Origin of the sequence: Arthrobacter sp. TMP15, assembly GCF_039529835.1 — a bacterium.
Taxonomy (GTDB): Bacteria; Actinomycetota; Actinomycetes; order Actinomycetales; family Micrococcaceae; genus Specibacter.
The window spans coordinates 721111-737021 of the sequence record NZ_CP154262.1 but is presented as its reverse complement, the minus strand read 5'-3'; the positions used below and the strand labels follow the sequence as shown (position 1 = coordinate 737021).

16 protein-coding genes are annotated in these 15911 nt (G+C 58.3%); 10 read left to right on the top strand and 6 right to left on the bottom strand.

The window, feature by feature from the left end:
• Window positions 1-99: 99 nt before the first annotated feature.
• From rarD to AAFM46_RS03240, 3 genes are read left to right on the top strand one after another with little or no spacing between them, the layout of a single operon-like run.
• On the top strand, window positions 100-1029 hold the full coding sequence (gene rarD, locus AAFM46_RS03250; protein ID WP_343319545.1) for an EamA family transporter RarD: 930 nt from the start codon (window positions 100-102) through the stop codon (window positions 1027-1029).
• A 34-nt stretch (window positions 1030-1063) separates the two neighbouring features.
• Window positions 1064-1399, top strand: coding sequence for a YnfA family protein (locus AAFM46_RS03245; protein ID WP_343319544.1), 336 nt, complete (start codon window positions 1064-1066; stop codon window positions 1397-1399).
• Between the two features lie 24 nt (window positions 1400-1423).
• Window positions 1424-1846, top strand: coding sequence for an NUDIX domain-containing protein (locus AAFM46_RS03240; RefSeq protein ID WP_343319542.1), 423 nt, complete (start codon window positions 1424-1426; stop codon window positions 1844-1846).
• Window positions 1847-1902: 56 nt separating this feature from the next.
• Here AAFM46_RS03240 and AAFM46_RS03235 read toward each other — a convergent pair whose 3' ends face one another.
• Complete coding sequence (locus AAFM46_RS03235) at window positions 1903-3804, bottom strand: ABC transporter ATP-binding protein (RefSeq protein ID WP_343319540.1); 1902 nt, start codon at window positions 3802-3804, stop codon at window positions 1903-1905.
• Window positions 3805-4146: 342 nt separating this feature from the next.
• Here AAFM46_RS03235 and AAFM46_RS03230 point away from each other — a divergent pair, with 342 nt between their 5' ends.
• The 6 genes from AAFM46_RS03230 (at window position 4147) to AAFM46_RS03205 (ending at window position 9425) form a co-directional block, all read left to right on the top strand.
• A complete protein-coding gene (locus AAFM46_RS03230) occupies window positions 4147-4965 on the top strand; it encodes an amino acid ABC transporter substrate-binding protein (RefSeq protein ID WP_343319539.1) in 819 nt (272 codons plus the stop codon).
• Window positions 4966-4991: 26 nt separating this feature from the next.
• On the top strand, window positions 4992-5651 hold the full coding sequence (locus AAFM46_RS03225; protein WP_283530794.1) for an amino acid ABC transporter permease: 660 nt from the start codon (window positions 4992-4994) through the stop codon (window positions 5649-5651).
• On the top strand, window positions 5638-6486 hold the full coding sequence (locus AAFM46_RS03220) for an amino acid ABC transporter ATP-binding protein (RefSeq protein ID WP_343319537.1): 849 nt from the start codon (window positions 5638-5640) through the stop codon (window positions 6484-6486). Before AAFM46_RS03225 ends, AAFM46_RS03220 begins: the two co-directional genes overlap by 14 nt.
• 219 nt (window positions 6487-6705) lie before the next feature.
• Window positions 6706-7566, top strand: a complete 861-nt coding sequence (locus AAFM46_RS03215) for a hypothetical protein (RefSeq protein ID WP_343319536.1) — start codon at window positions 6706-6708, stop codon at window positions 7564-7566.
• Window positions 7563-9011: a hypothetical protein gene (locus AAFM46_RS03210; RefSeq protein ID WP_343319535.1), complete on the top strand. Its 1449-nt coding sequence runs from the start codon at window positions 7563-7565 to the stop codon at window positions 9009-9011. Before AAFM46_RS03215 ends, AAFM46_RS03210 begins: the two co-directional genes overlap by 4 nt.
• Before the next feature lie 12 nt (window positions 9012-9023).
• Window positions 9024-9425, top strand: coding sequence for a hypothetical protein (locus AAFM46_RS03205; RefSeq protein ID WP_343319534.1), 402 nt, complete (start codon window positions 9024-9026; stop codon window positions 9423-9425).
• Here the strand turns inward: AAFM46_RS03205 and fdhD are convergent.
• Window positions 9422-10255, bottom strand: a complete 834-nt coding sequence (gene fdhD / locus AAFM46_RS03200; RefSeq protein ID WP_343319532.1) for a formate dehydrogenase accessory sulfurtransferase FdhD — start codon at window positions 10253-10255, stop codon at window positions 9422-9424. The two genes, AAFM46_RS03205 and fdhD, sit on opposite strands and share 4 nt — an antisense overlap.
• A 65-nt stretch (window positions 10256-10320) precedes the next feature.
• Here fdhD and AAFM46_RS03195 point away from each other — a divergent pair, with 65 nt between their 5' ends.
• Window positions 10321-12654, top strand: a complete 2334-nt coding sequence (locus AAFM46_RS03195; protein WP_343319530.1) for an FdhF/YdeP family oxidoreductase — start codon at window positions 10321-10323, stop codon at window positions 12652-12654.
• 66 nt (window positions 12655-12720) lie between these two features.
• Here AAFM46_RS03195 and AAFM46_RS03190 read toward each other — a convergent pair whose 3' ends face one another.
• From AAFM46_RS03190 to AAFM46_RS03175, 4 genes are all read right to left on the bottom strand, one after another.
• On the bottom strand, window positions 12721-13986 hold the full coding sequence (locus AAFM46_RS03190; RefSeq protein ID WP_343319528.1) for a molybdopterin molybdotransferase MoeA: 1266 nt from the start codon (window positions 13984-13986) through the stop codon (window positions 12721-12723).
• Window positions 13987-13996: 10 nt separating this feature from the next.
• Window positions 13997-14305, bottom strand: a complete 309-nt coding sequence (locus AAFM46_RS03185) for a DUF6457 domain-containing protein (protein ID WP_283530802.1) — start codon at window positions 14303-14305, stop codon at window positions 13997-13999.
• 3 nt (window positions 14306-14308) lie between these two features.
• Window positions 14309-14956 carry an NTP transferase domain-containing protein gene (locus tag AAFM46_RS03180; RefSeq protein WP_343319526.1) on the bottom strand — a complete coding sequence of 216 codons (648 nt, stop codon included), beginning with the start codon at window positions 14954-14956 and terminating at the stop codon, window positions 14309-14311.
• Between the two features lie 157 nt (window positions 14957-15113).
• Entirely contained in the window at window positions 15114-15908 is a 795-nt protein-coding gene (locus AAFM46_RS03175) for an NlpC/P60 family protein (protein ID WP_343319524.1), read from the bottom strand.
• Window positions 15909-15911 lie beyond the last annotated feature (3 nt).

Sequence of the window (15911 nt, the reverse complement as noted above, 5' to 3'; positions counted from 1 at the left end):
CAGGTGGGCTAAGCTACATGCACTCCCACGTCCGCGGTTGCCGTTTCTTTGGCATACGCGAGCTGGCATTCTTCAGTTATGAACAGTAAGGATGGGCCAATGACTTCAAGTACGGGCCCGGTTCCACCCGCTGCCAGTTCCCCGCACAGCACGGTTGGCCGCGGAGTGCTCGTTTCCTTGATCGCTTCAGTGCTTTTCGCCGTCATTTTCCTGCTGGCCGGTCTGCTGCCTGGTTGGGGTGCGGAGGAGATCTTTGGTTGGCGGGTAGTCCTGACGCTGCTCACGCTCTCTTGTATTCTCCCGTTTCTTGCATGGTGGCGGGCCGAGGTCACAGCATTGGCGATGCGCCTACGACGCCGGCCAACTCTTCTTTTGTTAGGGGTACTGGCGGCCGGGTTAGTGGGCGTTCAGCTGTGGCTGTTCATGTGGGCGCCCCTGAACAACATGGCGCTGTCAGTGTCCTTTGGCTATTTTCTGTTGCCACTGACCATGGTGTTGGCCGGTCGGTTATTTTTTGCGGAAAGACTGAGCCCGCTGCGAAAGTTCGCTGTTGGCGCTGCGGCGTTGGGCGTGGCTCATGAAGCCTTCTCTGCAGGCGGATTGACCTGGCCCACTCTTGTTGTGTGCCTGGGCTATCCGGTCTATTTCGTGTTACGGCGTAAGGCTGGCTTCGACAATTTGGCAGCTTTTTTTGGCGAACTCATTGTTCTGCTGCCGTTGGGCATCTACTTCATTATTGCGGGGCCACACGGGCTGGGCGCCGGCTCCACTTTGAGCACTGACGGGCTCTGGGCGGCTTGGTCAATCGGTGTGCTGGGCGGACTTGCCATGGCTGTGTATTTGTTAGCCAGTAAATGGCTGCCGCTATCCCTGTTTGGGCTCCTGAGCTATGTGGAACCAGTGCTGCTGGTGGGGGTTTCAGTCCTCTTGGGAGAAATTTTGGGCTGGTCTGCCCTTCTGACATATGGCCCGATCCTGCTGGCATTGTTATTCCTTGGCCTGGACAGCCGCCGCGGCGCACCGCGGTAGAGCTCTCAGGCATAAGCGCCTGAGAGAATGAGGCATGGCCATCACTAAAACTATTGTTCTGTTCATCTTGGCTGCGGTCACTGAAATTGGTGGCGCATGGCTGGTCTGGCAGGCAGTGCGTGAAGACAAGGCCTGGTGGTGGGCGGCTCTGGGCGTGGTAGCACTTGGTGCGTACGGTTTCATCGCGGCACTTCAACCAGAGGCTAACTTCGGCCGGGTGCTGGCAGCCTACGGTGGGGTCTTCATTGCCGGATCGTTGATCTGGGCCATGATCTTCGATAAATTCATACCCGACCGCTGGGACATTATTGGCGCACTCATCGCCATCGGTGGTGACGGCATTATCATGTTTGCACCACGGCCGGCCTAGTACGTAAAAGTGCGGATCAACAACGTGAAAAATATTCTCCACGTGTCAGCCGTCTGTCTATACGATCACGCTGGACGGCTCCTGACAGTACGTAAATCGGGCACCACAAAGTTCATGCATCCCGGCGGAAAGCCTGAGCCCGGTGAAAGCGCGGCCCAGGCTGGGTCCCGTGAAGTAGCTGAAGAAGTGGGCATCGAAATTCCTGCAGCCACGTTGGAACTTCTTGGCATCTGGAGCGGCACAGCTGCCAATGAATCCAACACAGACATTGTGGCCACGGTGTTCACAGCCCCCGGCAGCTGGGACGCCGCCTCAATACACCCCTCGGCGGAAATAGCTGAGCTGCGCTGGCTGGACTTGACGCACGTCACCGAGGTACACGATCTTGCCCCGCTTCTAACGCAATACGTGTTGCCGATACTCACCGGCCGCGAACAGCACCCCTAATCAGGCACGGCCAGACCGCTCGCTCCGTTGCCTCACGCGCGGCTCACCGGTAATCGCTAGCCGTCTTCAGGCACCGCAGCATCGGCAACGGCCGCTACGGCTTGAGAGAACTGGGTGTCATGAAGTTCGGCATACCGTCCACCTCGACCAATCAGCTCGTCATGGGTGCCGCGTTCAACAATGCGTCCGGCTTCCAACACCAAAATGACATCGGCGCTGCGGATAGTGGAAAGCCTGTGCGCAATGACAAGGGCAGTACGCCCTTCCAACGCTTCACCAAGGGCCGCCTGCACGGCCGCCTCATTCGTGGAGTCCAACGCTGCCGTGGCCTCATCCAAAATCACTACGGCAGGCTGCACAAGAAGTAGACGTGCAATGGTCAGCCGCTGACGTTCACCACCGGAAAGTCGGTACCCGCGCTCCCCCACAACCGTGTCAAGACCGTCAGGCAACGACTTGGCGAAGTCTTCCAATCGGGCCCGGTGCAGCACATCCCAAATCTGCGCATCAGTGGCGTTTGGTTGAGCCAATCTCAGGTTGGAGCGGATCGACTCGTGGAACAAGTGTCCGTCCTGGGTCACCATGCCCACCCCTGCCCGGAGACCATCGAAGGACAGATCCCGCACGTCCACGCCACCAAGCGTCACAGAGCCTGAATCGACGTCGTACAACCGCGAAAGTAGCTGGGCGATGGTAGATTTTCCCGCTCCTGAAGAACCCACAAGGGCAATGGTTTGGCCCGGTTCGGCGCGGAAGGAAATCCCGTGCAAAACATCCTCACCGCCGCGAGTGTCCAACGTGGCCACGTCCTCCAGAGACGCCAGGGAAACCTTGTCCGCAGATGGGTAGGCAAAGCGCACATCGTGGAATTCAAGGCCTACAGGTCCAGACGGCAGGGCAATGGTCTTGGACTTTTCGGCGATCAAAGGCTTCAAATCCAGGATCTCAAAGACCCGATCGAAGCTCACCAGCGCGCTCATGATGTCCACGCGGGCATTGGCCAGGGCGGTGAGCGGAGCGTAAAGGCGGGTCAACAGCAATGCCAGTACCACCACGTCGCCCGGGCTCAGTGTGCCGCCGATTGCTAGCGCGCCACCGAGGCCGTAGACGAGCGCCAATGCCAGTGAGGAAACCAGCATCAGCGCTGTGAAGAACACAAACTGCAAGATGGCCGTGCGCACGCCAATCTCGCGGACCCTGTTAGCGCGTGAGGCAAACTCACGAGATTCCTCAGCAGGACGGCCAAACAATTTCACCAACGTGGCGCCCGGAGCGGAGAAACGCTCAGTCATCTGGGTGCTCATGTCCGCGTTCAAATCTGCTGCTTCCCGACGCAGCCCAGCCAACCGCGAGCCAAAACGGCGCGCCGGCATGAGGAAGATCGGCAGTAGCACCAGGGCCAGGACAGTCACCAGCCATGACGTGTTCAGCATGACAATCAACGTCAAAATCAGCTGGACCGAGTTGGAGACAATGCCTGAGAGCGTCCCACTAAAGGCCTGCTGGGCGCCGATGACATCGCTGTTGAGACGGCTGACAAGTGCACCTGTGCGGGTTCGGGTGAAAAATGCAATAGGCATCCGCTGTACGTGGTCAAAGACCGCCGTGCGCAAATCCAAAATGACGCCTTCGCCCAAATTCGCTGAGATCCATCGGATCACCAGCGAGAGCCCGGCGTCCAAGACGGCCACGATGGCTATCAGGACTGCCAGTTTCACCACCACATTAATAGCAGTTTTCGCCTCGATGGCATCAATAACCCGCCCCGCCAGCACCGGGGTGGCCACGGCCAGCGCAGCAGAAATCACCGACAGCACCACGAAGATCAGGAGTTTGCGGCTGTAGGGCTTGGCAAAGAGAACTGTCCGACGCAAGGTGTCTTTGGAAATTCCGCCGTTGGACTTGTCCGAGCGCATGGTGCTCCAAAGTGAGCTCCACGCAGCGCCTTCCATACTCATGCGTGTGTTCCTTAATAGTTAAGAGGGCAAGGTACAAGCTTAAACCCCTGACACAGCCAAAGAAATTCCCGGCCCCTGATTCCGCTGCGGGCGCGCGTTGGAGACTTCCTAAACAGAGAATAGAGCTTGCCTGGCAAGCGACTCCTAGGCCACCATAGAAGCGTGAGTCAACTCACCCGCTTCATAAATGAGTAACAATGGGAAATATTCCCTCTTGGTTTGAGGTTTCCCAGTGATAGCGTCCATTTACGGGCCAACCGCGACCCAACAACTTCGCGGCCTCATGGACCTTTCATATTGAACAATCCTGAATGGTCCTGAACAGCAAAGGAACACACAGCTATGAATCGTCGCAGCATTGGACTCGTTGGCCTGCTAGCCGCCACTTCTTTGGTCCTCGCCGCGTGCGGTGGCACTAGTGGCGGCGCGGACAGCGGCGCGGACAGCGGCGCGGACACGTCCCTGAGTAGCGTCAAAGATGCTGGCACGATCGTTTTTGCCACAGAGGGGACGTACAAGCCGTTCAGCTTCCACGAAGGCGGCGCTGGGGCCCTGACCGGCTACGACGTGGATGTTGCCACTGCGGTAGCCAAGAAGCTGGGTGTGGAAGCAAAATTTGAGGAAACTCAATTTGAATCCATCTTTGCCGGGCTTGAAGCCGGTCGTTTTGACGCGGTCGCCAATCAGGTCACAATCGATCCCAAGCGTCAGGAGAAGTACAGTTTTTCCACCCCGTACACTATCTCCCAGGGCGTCATTGTGACCAAGGACAGCAACACCGACATCTCCTCTTTTGATGATCTCAAAGGTAAAACAACAGCCCAGTCGCTATCAAGCAACTGGTACACGCTAGCCACCGAAAGTGGAGCCAACGTGGAGTCCGTCGAGGGGTGGGCGCAGTCCGTCTCATTGTTGAAGGATGGTCGCGTGGACGCGATCGTCAATGACAAGCTCACATTCTTAGACTACGAGGTCACCACGCCCAACTCCGGTCTAAAGATTGCCGCCACCACCAAGGAATCCTCCGAATCCGCTTTCGCCTTCCGCAAGGGCTCCACAGCCCTGACCGACGCGGTGGATACGGCCATCGCCGAGCTCAAGTCCGACGGTTCATTGGCGAAACTCAGCGAAAAGTACTTTGGCCAAGATGTCAGCCAGTAGCCCCGCCCTGAAGCGGGAGGCCCGCCATGGACTTTGATCTGTTTTGGAGTTCCCTTGGCCCCTTGCTATTGGGAGCCATTCAAGGCACCATCCCACTGGCCCTGGCCTCCTTCGCGCTGGGGTTAGTGATAGCCCTTGTCATCGCGATCATGCGCATCAGCCCTAACAAGTTGGCCAACACGGTGGGACGGGTATACATCTCGCTTGTCCGCGGAACTCCACTGCTGGTCCAGCTATTCGTGATCTTCTACGGCCTGCCGGCCATTGGGGTGAAGATTGACCCCTGGCCCAGTGCGATTATCGCCTTCTCGCTAAATGTGGGTGGTTACGCCGCAGAAATTATTCGGGCCGCCATCCTCTCGGTACCTCGCGGCCAGTGGGAAGCCGGGCACATGATTGGCATGACCCGCAATCAAGCCTTGCTGCGGATTATCCTTCCCCAAGCCGCCCGTGTTTCCGTCCCACCGCTGTCCAACACCTTCATTTCGCTGGTTAAGGATACCTCCCTGGCCTCACTAATCCTTGTGACCGAGTTGTTCCGAGTTGCCCAGCAAGTGGCGGCTTTCAGCAGGGAATTCATGCTGCTCTATCTTGAAGCGGCACTCATTTACTGGGTCATCTGCCTTGTTCTTTCAACGGCCCAGACCAGTGTGGAAAAGAGGTTGGACCGCTATGTCGCCCACTGATATGCCACCCACTGACATCTCCGCCGCCGGCCCCGTGCTTGCCGTGCGCGGCCTCAGCAAGTCCTTCGGCACTAACCAAGTGCTCCGTGGCATCGACTTGGAGGTACCGCGCGGGAAGGTGGTGGCCCTGATTGGCCCATCCGGTTCAGGCAAGACCACCATTCTGCGATCCCTGAACGGACTGGAAATCCCCGACGCCGGAACCGTCACCGTGGGAGCACGGGACACACCAGCTACAAGCCGCCAAGGCGCAGAAAAACCGTTGATCGTTGACTTTGGCGGAACTGCACCGTCCAAGAAGGAGCGGGCCAGGGCGCTCTCCGCCCTGCGCGACCGCAGCGCCATGGTGTTCCAGCAATACAACCTTTTCCCTCATATGACAGTGCTGGAAAATGTCACTGAGGGTCCCGTTCAGGTGCAAAAGCGGCCCCGTGCCGAGGCCGTGGCGGAGGCGGAGTCGTTGCTGGCGCGAGTGGGGATGCTGGAGAAGAAGGACGCCCACCCCTTTGAGCTATCTGGCGGACAGCAGCAACGCGTTGGTATTGTTCGGGCGCTGGCCTTGAGGCCGCAGCTGTTGCTCTTCGACGAGCCAACCTCTTCGCTGGACCCAGAGTTGGTTGACGAGGTTTTAGCTGTCATCCAGGAACTAGCCGAGGAAGGTTGGACCATGGTGATAGTTACCCATGAGTTGGCGTTCGCCCGTCAAACAGCCGACGAGGTGGTCTTTATGGACGGCGGCGTTGTGGTTGAACGAGGACCGGCCAGCCAGGTACTGCGCAATCCGAAAGAAGAACGCACGCAGGCGTTTGTCCGGCGACTCCTGCACGAAACCTAACCCGCCCCTGCCGAGGTTGGAGATAACAACACCTCGCCCCCGCCGAGGTTGGAGATAAACCTCAACGGAGGGTTCGGGTTTATCTCCAACCTCGGCGGGGGAAGGGGAGCGGGGCTGGGCAGGGAATGGGCAGCTCACCCCATCGCTATCAAAGCGGCGGTGGCGTAGCTTGGTACAAAGTTGATTCATTTCCAGTCCAACCTGCAGCAGGGGAATTTCATGACCAACCCAGCCACACCTCGCCCAATCGTTTTGCGCCGTGTCCAGCTCAGTACCGCCGCATGGCAGCTCCTCTGCGAATCAACCAGCACCACGCTTGGGTTGGAGACCCCAGCGAGCGCACAAGCCCCTGATGCTCCTAACACCCCAGCTGAACTGAGTACAGAAGCCGCAGCAGCTGCGTGGGATGAGCTAAATGCGCTTGACATGTCCCCGGCACCAGGTGAGATCAAACGTCAGTGGACGGGCGCCGTCGCACTTCTTCTCACTGCGCCGATTACTATCACTGCCCGAGCAAGCTACCAGGGAGTCAGTACAACCAGTGTTCTTGGTTTGCGCGCCGGGCGCGGTCTGGCCGCCCACCAACGGCATCTATCCGAAAGCGGGGAGCAGGGCACAGTCATAACCGGCAGCGAAGACAGCATGGAAATCACGCTTTTCGACGAAGAGAACGTATGGGGTGCGGCGGCGCGTCTTCTGCCGCCCCTTGAGGTGATCCAGGCAGGCGCGAAGGCGGCGCCCTTGAACTCGGAGCCGACGCTGGTGGTGGGCCCGGACAGTGATCCTGGCGCATTGCCACAAGCGGCCGCCGCCCTGATCAATGACGAGGACGCCAACGTCACTCTCAGCGTTGTCACGGCAAAGGAAGGGCTGCCCTCTCGGATCTGGGCTGGTATGTGGACGGTCAAGGACGAGCAGCTCTTTTCAGTGACAAGCGGCACCGAAGCCGCTCCTGAATTACGTCTGACCGAAGTTCCAGCCGGACACATTGCCAATGAACTTCTCTTCGCCGTGGTGGGCGCACATGACGCCCTGACAGCGGCAGCAAATGCCCCAACAGGGACGGATAAGAGACAATGAGCGCCGGAATGTACGGACTTGACCCGCAAGACTGCCACGATCTGGCGAAGCTCCTGAAAAATTCGGCACACCAGCTGGAGCGCACCGGGGCTCAGCTAAACCAGACTGTCACCCGCACTGGTTGGCAGGGACCTGACAGCCAACGGTTCCGATCACAATGGCCGGGGAACCGCAGCCGTTTGAATCAAACCGCCAAGGACCTGGAAGACATTGCAACAGTGGTGCTTCGCGAGATTGCTGAGCAGGAACGAGCTAGCTCCGTCAATGCTGGTGGCGGGAGTCTCTGGGACGGCCTGGTCGATGCCGGCAAAGGCTTATGGGACGATTTCACGGACGGGGTCGGTAACGCAATAGACACTGTTGGGGACGGTTTGGGCTGGTTGGGTGCTCATGCTGAGGGCAACTTCACCCAGGCCACGGGCACCTTCCTGACCAACCTGAACCACCTTGGCAATATGGGCCTTGATATTTTCTCAGGTAATCCCCCGTCAGTGTCCGGGCTGTTTGCCCAGATTGTTCTCACCGGCGGCTCCGGAGCCAATTCGCTCTTCGTGCAAAGCACTGGCGGGCTCCTGAACATGCACCTTTTCGATGACGGATCGCCCTTAGTTGGCGACCCTCAAGACATCCTGCAGAGTTCCAAGAACCCCCTGCAAATGCCAACCTCCGTTGCCTCCATTTTTGGAAGCGTTGAAGACGCCTACGCTATGGCCGACGTGCCTGGGACCGAGGACGGCGACATCCGAATCATCAGCGTAAAACAAGATGACGATTCGATTGCCTACATTGTTAACATTCCAGGGACGGAACAATGGGGTCCTACCGGCAGTGGTCAGGCGCGGGACCTCACCAGTAACTTGATGCTGGTGGCCGGCCAATCAACCACAGCGCAGCAGGACATTGTCCTTGCCATGGAACGGGCTGGTATTCCCGCGGGGGCACCCGTCATGCTGGCCGGGCACAGTCAGGGCGGCATGTTGGCCGCCCAATTGGGATCAGATCAAGAATTTTTAGACCAATACAACGTCACCAACATCATGACCGTTGGGTCTCCGATCGACACCTCCTCTATTGATCCCGGGATCAATGTGCTCGCAGCCGCGCATGAGGGCGATCTGGTGCCTAAACTTGATTTGGGTGGAGTAGATACGCATCTGTCCATGCCCGGCACACCCTCCAACACCACAGTTGTCACCATGGATGATCCACCCCGTGACACTTTGGGTAATATTTTGCATTACACGCCTTCACCACTGGGGAACTCGGTTCAAAGCATCAGGGACGTCATCAATAACCACGCCACGGAAAACTACGTTTCTGATTTGAAGAACACGTCCAAATATCCTGAGCTGGCCGTCTACGAGCAAGACCCCTCAATGGCACCATTCCTCAGCGACGATCCTGAGCGAGTCACTGGTGTGGATATCCCCGTTGGCCGAAAGTAACCAGGAGTGTTTATGAAGACAGGCAGATTCAGTAGGGTTCTACTCATGGGACTTATTGCTGCACTCTTAGCCAGCTGCAGCACAGGGGCATCATTCGTCAAAGACATGGATGCTTCCCTGAGCCAGGTGGGCGACGTTGTTTCCGCACAAACGCAATACAACAACAGTGCAGGAATGAGCACTCGCATCAACGTACGCATCACAGCATCCACCCGCGCTGATCTCAATACTGTGCTGGAAGACTCCCTGCGAGCCTTCGCCAACGCCTCCGGAAAGACCAAGGGAACCATCTCGGTGGCTTACTACGTTTTCCCCGAAGGTGCCGAAGAGGAAGGCATCCGGCCGGACAAAGTGGGTTTGGCCATCACCCCCACAGTGGATGAAATCCGCGAATATGCTAGGTCGAGCCGCTAGCCCACCCGTCCTGGATGTGTGTACACATTCATGGTGCTCCCGCGGCTGAACCCCACAAGGGTTAACCCGGAGCTACGTGCCAGCTCAACAGCCAGGGACGACGGCGCACTCACGGCCGCGAGCATCGGAACCCCTGCCATCGCGGCCTTCTGAACGAGCTCAAACGAGGCTCTCCCCGACACCTGCAGAATACTTCTAGATAACGGCAGAGTCCGTTCCCGGAAGGCCGCCCCCACAACCTTGTCAACTGCGTTATGCCGTCCCACATCTTCGCGCACTATCAACAGTTCACCCTCTGGAGAAAACAAGCCGGCTGCGTGAACTCCCCCTGTTTTTTCAAACAACTTCTGCTGTTCGCGGAGAGTGTCAGGCAGCCCGGCCAGCACCGACGCCTGCGTCAATGGCGCATTGACGTCACGGCAAATGCCGAAGTGCGAAGATTTCACCACTCCGTCAATGGAGGCCGTACCGCAAATTCCGCAGGCGCTGGTGGTTGTGACGTGCCGCCGTGCTACCTCCAGGGGCAAGGCCACATCAGGGCGCAGTTGCGCCTCAACCACATTGAATGTTTGCACTCCGTTTTCATCCTCGCCGGCACAAAACCGCAGTGAAATCAGTTGCTCGGGCTCAAAGATGAGGCCTTCGGAGATAAGGAAACCTGCTACGAGGTCAAAATCGTCACCAGGGGTACGCATTGTCACAGTGAAGGATTCATGCCCCAACCGGATTTCCAGAGGCTCTTCTGCGGCCAGCGCTTCCTCCCGCACAACCCTCCTGCCATCAGTGATATCAATCTTTGTTGCCTTGACCCGTTGGATCAGCCGTCCCATGAAGTCCTCCAAAAAATATTGCGTCTAAGATCAGACTAGATCCTCCACGGCGAAGGGACCCCCTCATGGCTGGCACAGCGCCGGAAGAAAACATTGATGAGCAAAAGCTCACCATTGGCAATGTACGCAAAAAAGCTGTCGGTATCCCCGGCATCATGCACTCGATGGAAATTTCGCTAAAGCAAATGGGTCCACTGCGCACAGCCCAGACTCTGCTGGCGATCAACCAAAAGGATGGCTTTGACTGTCCCGGCTGCGCCTGGCCAGAAGCAGATAAGCGCCACACAGCCGAGTTCTGTGAGAATGGGGCCAAAGCGGTAGCGGAGGAAGCCACAAAAAGGCGCGTGCCGCCGTCGTTCTTTGCAGAAAATTCTGTGAGTGAGCTACGCGACTGGGACGATTTCCGGCTTGGCCAGCAAGGGCGGCTGACAGATCCGATGTTTTTAGCCGAGGGTTCCGATCACTACGTGCCGATCTCGTGGGAGCGGGCCTTGGGGTTATTGGCCGAAGAACTGTTAACCCTGGATGACCCCAACGAGGCGATTTTCTACACGTCTGGCCGCACCTCAAATGAGGCAGCGTTCCTGTACCAACTGATGGTCCGCGGGCTGGGCACAAACAACCTGCCTGACTGCTCAAATATGTGCCATGAATCCAGCGGGTCGGCGCTGAGCCAGACCATCGGTATTGGCAAGGGGTCAGTTTCCCTTGAAGACATTTACAAGTCTGAACTGATCCTAATCGCCGGACAAAACCCCGGCACCAACCACCCACGCATGCTGACTGCGCTGGAGAAGGCCAAGAAGAACGGGGCGGTGATTGTTGCCATCAACCCGCTCCCCGAAGCCGGGCTGATGCGCTTTGAGAACCCGCAGACACTTCGCGGACTGGCGGGTGGGGGCACCGCGCTGGCCGACGATTTCCTGCAAATTAAACTTGGCGGCGACCAGGCCCTTTTCCAGGGCTTGGGGAAGTTTCTCCTTGAAGAACAGCGCCGGCCGGGATCTCCCCAATTCGGCAGGGTCTTTGACACAGCTTTCATCGACACACACACCACCGGGCTTGGCGAGTATCAAGAACAACTCGAGCAGGTCACGTGGGCGCAGATTGTCACCGCTACGGGTCTGACCGAGACGCAAATCCGAACAACCGGTGAGCGTTTATTGGCCTCCAAAGCCACTGTTGTTTGCTGGGCCATGGGTCTGACCCAACATAAACACTCAGTTGCCATGCTCCGCGACGTGGTGAACGTACTGCTGTTGCAGGGCAATATCGGCAAACCAGGAGCAGGGGTGTGCCCTGTCCGCGGCCACTCAAATGTTCAGGGCGACAGAACCATGGGCATTTTTGAGCGCATGCCCACATCCTTCCATGATGCCCTGGACCGCGAGTTTTCTTTTGCCTCACCCCGCCCCGATGGTTTCGACACGGTAGCCGCCATAGAGGCCATGCGGGATGGAAAAGCGCGTGTCTTTGTGGGTATGGGCGGGAACTTTGTTCGGGCCACCCCGGATTCGGATGTCACCGAAAAGGCTCTGAACAACCTTTCACTGACTGTTCAAATTTCCACCAAACTCAACAAGTCCCACCTGATCACCGGCAGGCAGGCACTGATCCTGCCCACCCTTGGCCGCACCGAACGCGATACCCAGGCCAGCGGCGAACAACGCGTCACCGTGGAGGACTCCATGAGTGCCGTGCATGCCTCGCGCGGGCGTCTTGCTCCTGCCTCGGATAACTTGCGCTCGGAAGTAGCCATAGTGTGCCAGCTTGCCAAGCTACTTTTTGAAACGGACGACGGCGGCACACGCCCGGGTGCCCCTCTCACCGATTGGGGCGCCCTGGCAGGGGATTACAGTTTGATTCGCGCCCACATTGCCGCGGTGGTTCCCGGATTTGAGGACTTTGAGGCGAAGATCAACAAGCCCGGCGGCTTCATTTTGCCGCATGGTCCCCGTGATTCACGGACGTTCACCACCCAGTCGGGCCTGGCCCATTTCACCGCCAATGAACTGCAATATCCGCTGGTTCCAAAGGGGCGACTGCTACTACAAACGCTGCGCTCTCACGACCAGTACAACACCACTATTTATGGCAAGGACGATCGCTACCGCGGCATCAAGAACGGTCGCCGTGTGGTGTTTGTTAACCAATCTGACCTTGATTCGCTCGGCATTGCCGATGGGTCAATGGTTGATCTGGTCTCGGAGTGGAAGGACGGCGTAGACCGTAGGGCGCCTGATTTTCGAGTGGTGGCTTACTCAACCCCGGTTGGCTGCGCGGCCGCCTATTACCCTGAAACCAACGTGCTGGTCCCCCTCGACTCCAAGGCCGATGTTAGCGGCACACCCACGTCAAAGTCAGTTGTGATCAGGTTGGAGCCGCTCACAACCCGTTGAGGTTGGCACCCCCTTCGTTCCTCCGGGGTGTCATCACCTCCAATCTCAACCACTAAGGGGCGGATCTCACTTCCAAGGCAGGGGCATTGCGCTAACGCTCTCCCCCATTTTGGTGCCGTGCGGCGGGACAACCATGACGCCGTCGGCCATTGAAAGTCCACGCATCATGGCGGAGTCGGTGTGCACGCACGGTGATGCCAGCCCGTAAACAAGTCTGTAGGGCATGAGGCGGGTAGGCCCTGTGAATGGCTTCACGGGCGAACCACAGGCGACTTCTGTCAGCGTTGGCTGCGGCAAACTTCCCAACCTAGCCAGCAGCGGTGCGCCCAGGGTCATCAGGCCGATCATGGCCGCTAACGGATTTCCTGGCAAGCCGACGATGAAGCGCCCGTCGGGCAGTTCAGCCAACAGGGTGGGGTGTCCTGGGCGCATGGCAATCTGCGGAATGTGGAAGGTCCCGCCCATTGCGCTGATGGCCTCCCGCAGGAAGTCAGCACTTGATTTACCTGTGGCACCGGTGGTGATGATGACATCAGCTGGATCATCCTCGTCATCCAGAAGTGCTGCAAGCATCGAGTTCAGGGTGTCCCCTGCGCGCTGCAATCCAACAACAGTGCCACCCAGCATGGTGACAACAGCTCCGAGCTGGGGGGAAAATGCGTCGCGCACAAAGCCCGGTGCCGGGATTCCGGAGAGCACAACTTCATCGCCGGTCAGGACAATTTTTACTGCCGGTTTTCCAAGCACGTGAAGCTCATCCAGACCACCAAGGGCCGCCAGGGAAACGTGAGCCGGGTTCAAGGTTGTCCCTGCAGATATCAGGCGTTCACCGGCTTCTGCTTCCTGCCCAACTGGCCGAATATGCTGGGAGTTTTTTGGTTCGCCGGGACGGGCAGCATCCCCGCGAACCAGAACCGGTAGACCGTCGTCATCGATGGATAGTTTGGCGGCCTCACTACGTAAAACCGATTTGGCGCCGCAAGGAATCAAGCCGCCTGTGAGTATAGGGACCGCTTGCCCCGGAGCCAGGCTGTCCCCCTTTTTAGCAATGATCCACGGCGGACTGCCAGCAACAGCCCACCCGTCCATGGCTGATGATGCGTAGTGGGGCATGGCATGACGAGCTAAAACATCTGTGGCAAGGATCCGTCCCACGGCTTCCGCCAGCGGAACCGTGTGCGCTGCCAGCGGCACAGCGACGTCCCACGCTTTCTCGCGGGCCTGGTGCCATGTGTGCGGCAAAATAATAGCGGTTGCCGCGGAGGCACTCTCCTCCACCGGGACGCTCTCAGCAGGGCTCTGTTCGGCATTTGCCGCTCCAGTGTGTTCCACGATGGTGATGCTATTTACCGGTGGCTGTTTCGGCGCTGCCCTCAACGGGCCCTGGTGCCTGCTGCGCCGCAAGCTCCTTGGCCATTCCCAACGCTGCCTTCATGGCCGCATCCTCGCTGGCCTGGCCTGATCCGGCAGCCAGCCCAGCGGCCAGCCCAGCCACAAAAGTTGTTAATGGGGCTGCCGGACGCACGATTGAGTGGGCGGCCACCCCGGCCACGTTCAAGACGGCATGGATATCTACGTCAATATCGGCAATCTCAAAGGCTTCAAGTAGCTTTTGCGTCCAAACCTTCAATATCTCGTCTTGATTTTCCACGTGCTAACCTTTCGCATCCGGTGGCCCCGCAACGATCCCTTGCGCGCGGGCGTCCTCCCAAGTATCTATATCTGCCGTCAGACCCGCGGGCATGACACAGTCGTTGATCTTTACAGTAGCAAGCAAGGAGAAAACTGACGCGTTCTCTAGCCGGTGCGCCGCTCGCGCCGCCGCGACCGCAGCCCGAAGGGAAGCCAAGGGGTAGATCGCGGCCAACGGCTGTTTGCGACCCCCTGTCACGGCCATGACACCTTGATCTTCATTGCATCGCCTCAACGCTGACAGCAGCAACCGCACAACTTCACTGGCGTGGGGCATATCGCAAGCCAGGATCAACACATGGTTGGAGCCGGACGCATCGCCGCTGCGCTCTTCCAAAACTGCCAGACCGGCCGAAATACCCGCGGCGGGACCTGCATACGGGGGGTCCTCTTGCACAGTGACTACAAAATTACGCTGCTGCGATCCAGCAAGCCAGCCAACTACCTTCTCCACAGGGCCTACGACGGCGATCATCGACTGGGGAGTCATCGCTTGTACCGCTGCATCGAGGGTGCGCACCAGCAGGGTCTGCCCATCTCGCATGAGCCCTGCCTTGGGGACACCGCCGAGTCTTTTCGATAAACCCCCGGCCAGGATCACTGCTTGCATGCTCTGCGCATTCTGTTCTTTAAGATGTCCATGGAGTCATGCTAACTGGCTGCTGGTAGATGCCGCTGAGATGGGTTCAAGCACGAGAACGGCAAAAAGAAGAGCTTAAAACAATGAACCCCGTCCGTGGACGGGGTTCATTGGGCAAAAATGTTCTTTAGTGACCCATCGCGATGAAGACAGGACCTGAGCCAACGTTGGCGGAGAATACGGCTGTTGTGAAGCCGTTCCATCCACCGTGTACGGCCTGGCCGTTGCCAATGTAAACAGCGATGTGGGCAAGGCCCGCGCCACCGTCTGCGTAGTAGATCAAGTCACCTGGCTGGGCTTCGGCAGCAGAAACCGTGCGGCCCAAGCTCAAGTAACCAGCGGGCCAGCCGTGGAAGTTAATTCCTGCGGCAGCCAAAGAGTTGCTGGCTAGCGCTGTGCAATCCTGTGCAACACCAAGCTGGGCAAGTGCGGCGCTGGCGATGGTGGCGCCAATCCCACTCTTTGCAACAGGTACGGGTGCTTCTTCAGGAGTATTTGTAGTTACGGTCGGAGCAGCTGCTGGTGCAACTTCCGCGGCCGGAGCAACATTTTTTGCTGGTGTTGCAACAACCTCGTTGCTCTGTGCCTCTACAACTGCCGGCGCTTCAACAACAGGAGCCGGGGTGGAGGTGATGGCGGGAGTGGCGAATGAAATCTTCACCGTTGATGCTGCCGTGATAGCGGAAGCGAGTTCCGTGTTCAAGGACAACGTCGTAGCACCGTCAGAAGCACGCTCCACAGTGGGAGTTGCCGCGTTTGCTGCGATGCCGGATGTCAATACCAGACCAGAAGCTGCTGCGATTACGGCGGCCTGACGGCCAACTCCGCCGACGTTGGAGCTGACGGCTTTCGTAAGGCTGGAGATCGAGCTGGTCTTAACAACCTCGGCGCGGTGGCGCCCGAGGGCAGTGTTTGAAGCCAAGAA

Coding starts and splice junctions, on each gene's coding strand:
- AAFM46_RS03230 (WP_343319539.1), top strand. CDS start 4,147: ATGAATCGTCGCAGCATTGGACTCGTTGGCCTGCTAGCCGCCACTTCT.
- AAFM46_RS03210 (WP_343319535.1), top strand. CDS start 7,563: ATGAGCGCCGGAATGTACGGACTTGACCCGCAAGACTGCCACGATCTG.
- AAFM46_RS03205 (WP_343319534.1), top strand. CDS start 9,024: ATGAAGACAGGCAGATTCAGTAGGGTTCTACTCATGGGACTTATTGCT.
- AAFM46_RS03215 (WP_343319536.1), top strand. CDS start 6,706: ATGACCAACCCAGCCACACCTCGCCCAATCGTTTTGCGCCGTGTCCAG.
- AAFM46_RS03235 (WP_343319540.1), bottom strand. CDS start 3,804: ATGAGTATGGAAGGCGCTGCGTGGAGCTCACTTTGGAGCACCATGCGC.
- AAFM46_RS03220 (WP_343319537.1), top strand. CDS start 5,638: ATGTCGCCCACTGATATGCCACCCACTGACATCTCCGCCGCCGGCCCC.
- fdhD (WP_343319532.1), bottom strand. CDS start 10,255: ATGGGACGGCTGATCCAACGGGTCAAGGCAACAAAGATTGATATCACT.
- AAFM46_RS03245 (WP_343319544.1), top strand. CDS start 1,064: ATGGCCATCACTAAAACTATTGTTCTGTTCATCTTGGCTGCGGTCACT.
- AAFM46_RS03180 (WP_343319526.1), bottom strand. CDS start 14,956: ATGCAAGCAGTGATCCTGGCCGGGGGTTTATCGAAAAGACTCGGCGGT.
- AAFM46_RS03225 (WP_283530794.1), top strand. CDS start 4,992: ATGGACTTTGATCTGTTTTGGAGTTCCCTTGGCCCCTTGCTATTGGGA.
- AAFM46_RS03195 (WP_343319530.1), top strand. CDS start 10,321: ATGGCTGGCACAGCGCCGGAAGAAAACATTGATGAGCAAAAGCTCACC.
- rarD (WP_343319545.1), top strand. CDS start 100: ATGACTTCAAGTACGGGCCCGGTTCCACCCGCTGCCAGTTCCCCGCAC.